Annotated in this window: 1 protein-coding gene; it reads left to right on the top strand. The window is 71.5% G+C overall.

What is annotated here, in order from left to right; genetic code table 11:
- The first annotated feature begins 168 nt into the window (after positions 1-168).
- Positions 169-2,811 carry a GMC family oxidoreductase gene (locus tag AB0L00_RS45045; RefSeq protein WP_364444293.1) on the top strand — a complete coding sequence of 881 codons (2,643 nt, stop codon included), beginning with the start codon at positions 169-171 and terminating at the stop codon, positions 2,809-2,811.
- Positions 2,812-3,643: the final 832 nt, after the last annotated feature.

Here is a 3,643-nt window from a genome sequence, read left to right as displayed (position 1 = left end):
CTTGGTCACCCCTCCGACGAAGGAGGCCCCGCGATCGAGCGGAGCGAGTGAGCCGATGAACGCAGCACCTTTGGTCACCCCTCCGACGAAGGAGGCCCCGCGATCGAGCGGAGCGAGTGAGCCGATGAACGCAGCACCTTTGGTCACCCCTCCGACGAAGGAGGCCTCATGAACCGCGAACACACCGACGTCGTCGTGGTCGGTTCCGGCTTCGGCGGCTCCGTCGCCGCCTACCGCCTGGCCGAGGCGGGCCTGTCCGTGGTGGTCCTCGAACGGGGGCAGGACTACCCGCCGGGCACCTTCGCCCGTACGCCAGCGCAGATGAGCCGTGCGTTCTGGGACCCGGCGGAGGGGCTGTACGGGCTGTACGACGTCTGGGGGTTCCGCGGGTTCGACTCGGTCGTCTCCAGCGGCCTGGGCGGCGGTTCGCTGATCTACGCCAACGTCCTGCTACGCAAGGACGAGGAGTGGTTCGTCAAGGAAGAGGCGCTCCCCGAGGGCGGGTACGAGACCTGGCCGGTGAGCCGGCAGGAGCTGGATCCGCATTATGACGCGGTCGAGGGCATGCTCGGGGGCACGCCCTACCCGCTCGACCATCCGGCCTTCGCCACCACCGCCAAGGCCCATGCGATGCAGGACGCGGCGGCCGAGCTCGGGCTCGACTGGCAGCTGCCGTCACTGGCGGTCAGCTTCGCACCGACGCCGGGGGCCGAACCCGGGCTCGGGCTGCCGATCACCGACCCCAAGTACGGCAACCTGCACGGCGTGCAGCGCCGGAGCTGCCGGCTCTGCGGGGAGTGCTACCTGGGCTGCAACGACGGGGCGAAGAACAGCCTGGACCACACCTACCTGTCCGCCGCCCGGCACCACGGCGCGGACCTGCGCACCCTGCACGAGGTCCGTGAGATCAGGCCGCGGCCGGAGGGCGGCTACGAGGTCGACTACGTCCACCACGATCCCCTCACGAAGGCCCGCAAGCCGGAGTCCCGGACCATCTCCTGCGACCGTCTGGTGCTGGCCGCCGGCGCGTACGGCACGACCTACCTGCTGCTTCGGAACAAGGCGCGGTTCCCGGGACTGAGTGACGCGCTCGGCACGCGGTTCTCCGGCAACGGCGACCTGCTGACCTTCCTGCTGCGGGCCAAGGACCGGGACCGGCTCCGGCCGCTCGACGCCAGCCTGGGCCCCACGATCACCAGCGCGATCCGGCTCCCCGACGAGGTCGACGGCGTGCCGGGCGCGGGGCGCGGCGCGTACATCGAGGACGGCGGCTATCCGAACTTCGTCGGCTGGATGGTGGAGGAGGCCGACATCGCGCACGAGATCTCGCGGATCGTCCGCCTGATGCGCGAGCGGTTCGCGGCCTTCTTCTCCCATGCGCCGGACACCAACCTGTCCGGTGAGGTGTCCGAGCTGATCGGCGACGGGGCGCTGTCGGTCAGCTCGCTGCCGCTGCTCGGCATGGGCCGCGACGTCCCGGACGGCGTGCTGCGGCTGCGCGGCGGCCGGCTCGACGCCGACTGGACGACGAAGACGAGCGAGGAGTACTTCGCGCGGATGCGTTCCACGATGAAGCGGATCGCCGCCGTGCTCGGTGCGACTTACGCCGACAACCCGATCTGGTTCCGCAAGCGCATCATCACGGTGCACCCGGGGGGCGGGGCGCCGATGGGGCGGCACCCCGGTGAGGGGGTCTGCGACCCGTTCGGGGAGGTGCACGGGTTCCCCGGCCTGTACATCGCGGACGGGGCGGCACTGCCCGGCGCGGTGGGGCCGAACCCGTCACTGACGATCGCGGCACTGTCCGACCGGATGTGCACGCGGTTGCTGGAGGACACCGGGCGCGTACACGGGACGCGCCCGGTTGGAGGGGCGGTGAACGGCACGACGCGTGGTTCCGAGGTTCACAGGGGTGCCGAAGAGCGCACGTCGCTGTCGTTCACTGAGGAGATGAAGGGGTTCTTCGCCGAGGGTGAGCATGCTCCCGGGGCGGGAGAGCAGGCGGGCCGGGACCACGGGCATCGGCTCGGGTTCCGGCTCACCATCACCGTCGACGACGTGGACCGCTTCCTGGAGGAGCCCGAGCACACCGCACGGGCTGAGGGATGGATCGACGCCGCTGTCTGCGGGGGCCGGTGTCAGATCGAGCGGGGCTGGTTCAACCTGTTCTGTCCGGGGAGTGCGCCGGACCGCAAGCTCATGCGGTATCGCCTGCACTTCACCGACGCCGAGGGCCGGCCCCGCACCCTCTCCGGGTGGAAGGACATCCGCCACCGCGCGGCGACGCGCGTCTGGCCGGACACCACGACGCTGTTCTTCCGCATCTTCGAGGGGCACGTGATGGAGAGCGACGACGACGAGGCGGCCATCGCCGGCGCCGGCATCCTGCGCCTGGGGCTGGACGACTTCGCCCGGCAGCTCACCACGTTCCGCACGGAGGGGCCGAACGGCCTGGCCGCCCTGGAACGCTTCGGCCACTTCTTCCTGAGCGAGCTTTGGGACGTCTACCGCCCGAAGCTGTTCCACGGACACGCGCCGGACACCGTCGACGCCCCTCAGACCGCCGCCGGCTCCGCGGCCACCGCAACCGACCCGGAGGCCGCTGCGGGCTTCAAGAACGGCACGGCCCTGCGGGCCACCGGGGACGCGCAGGCCGTGGCCGACGCGCAGGCCGTCGGGGACTTCGAGGTCGTCGCGAACTCCGAGACCCTCGCGTTCCCAGAGTTGGTCGCTCCCTCGGAGGTCGCCACGGACTCTCAGGTCGCCGCGGACTCCGAGGCCGCGGCGGGCAACGAACCCAGCCCGGCCTAGCGGGCCCGCGCTGCGAAGGGACCCACGACGCGGCGGGCGGGATCCCGCGACGGGGAGTGTCGCTCGGGTCCCTCCGCCGCGTCGTGGCCGCCGGCCGCCGTCCCGTCACCCGGCCCGACCGGCGGGCGGGCCGGGTGACGGGCGAGCCGGCGGCCGGACGGGGGTGGAGACGGGTGCGGTGCGGACGGAGACGGGACCGTCCGCGCCGCGCCTCGCCCGACATGGCCGTCACCATTGACACGTTGCCGTCGGCGCGGCCGCCGAATGCCCAAAAGGCCGGATTCGTCGTGTCAACGGCGACGGCAACGTTCTCTGTTCCCCCTCCGGGGTGGCCGGGGAACGGAGCGCATATGCGCAAGGCTCGGACAACGCTTCTTTCCACCCGCCCCGCAAGGGAAGGAACGGGGCCGATACGGGCGGTCCTGGTGGCGTTTCCCGAGGGTTCGGCACCGGTGGCGCGGATGGTGTCGAACCACGGCACGGTAACTGCCGTCGCCTACGCCGCAATGTCTGCCGGTGCCAATACCGGGTCGAGCCGTTGGTTCACCGTCGCCGGTGCGCGCCGGTGCGCTCGGTCGAATCGTTCGGCTGGCCGGACGGACGGCTCAGGCGAAGACCTTACCGGGGGTCAGCTTCTTGGCCGTGAACGTTCGAGCTTGGGGCTCGGGTGTTCACGCCTTGTTGCGCTCCCCGTCGCGGCTGGGTGTCGTGCCGGGGTCGCATCTCCCCTCCCCCTTTGGGGGTGGGGACGGGCATGCTGACGAATGCCCACGCCACACGCGCCCGTTTCCGGATGTTGGTGGCGGCGATGACGTCGGCGGGGCCAGCGAAC

The organism is Actinoallomurus sp. NPDC052308 (genome assembly GCF_040679195.1).
Lineage (GTDB): Bacteria > Actinomycetota > Actinomycetes > Streptosporangiales > Streptosporangiaceae > Actinoallomurus > Actinoallomurus liliacearum.
The sequence above is the reverse complement of the archived record's forward strand: the minus strand, read 5'-3'. Positions and strand labels throughout refer to the sequence as shown.

Excerpts from the sequence above, each read along its gene's own strand:
- AB0L00_RS45045 (WP_364444293.1), top strand. The coding sequence starts at position 169 with ATGAACCGCGAACACACCGACGTCGTCGTGGTCGGTTCCGGCTTCGGC.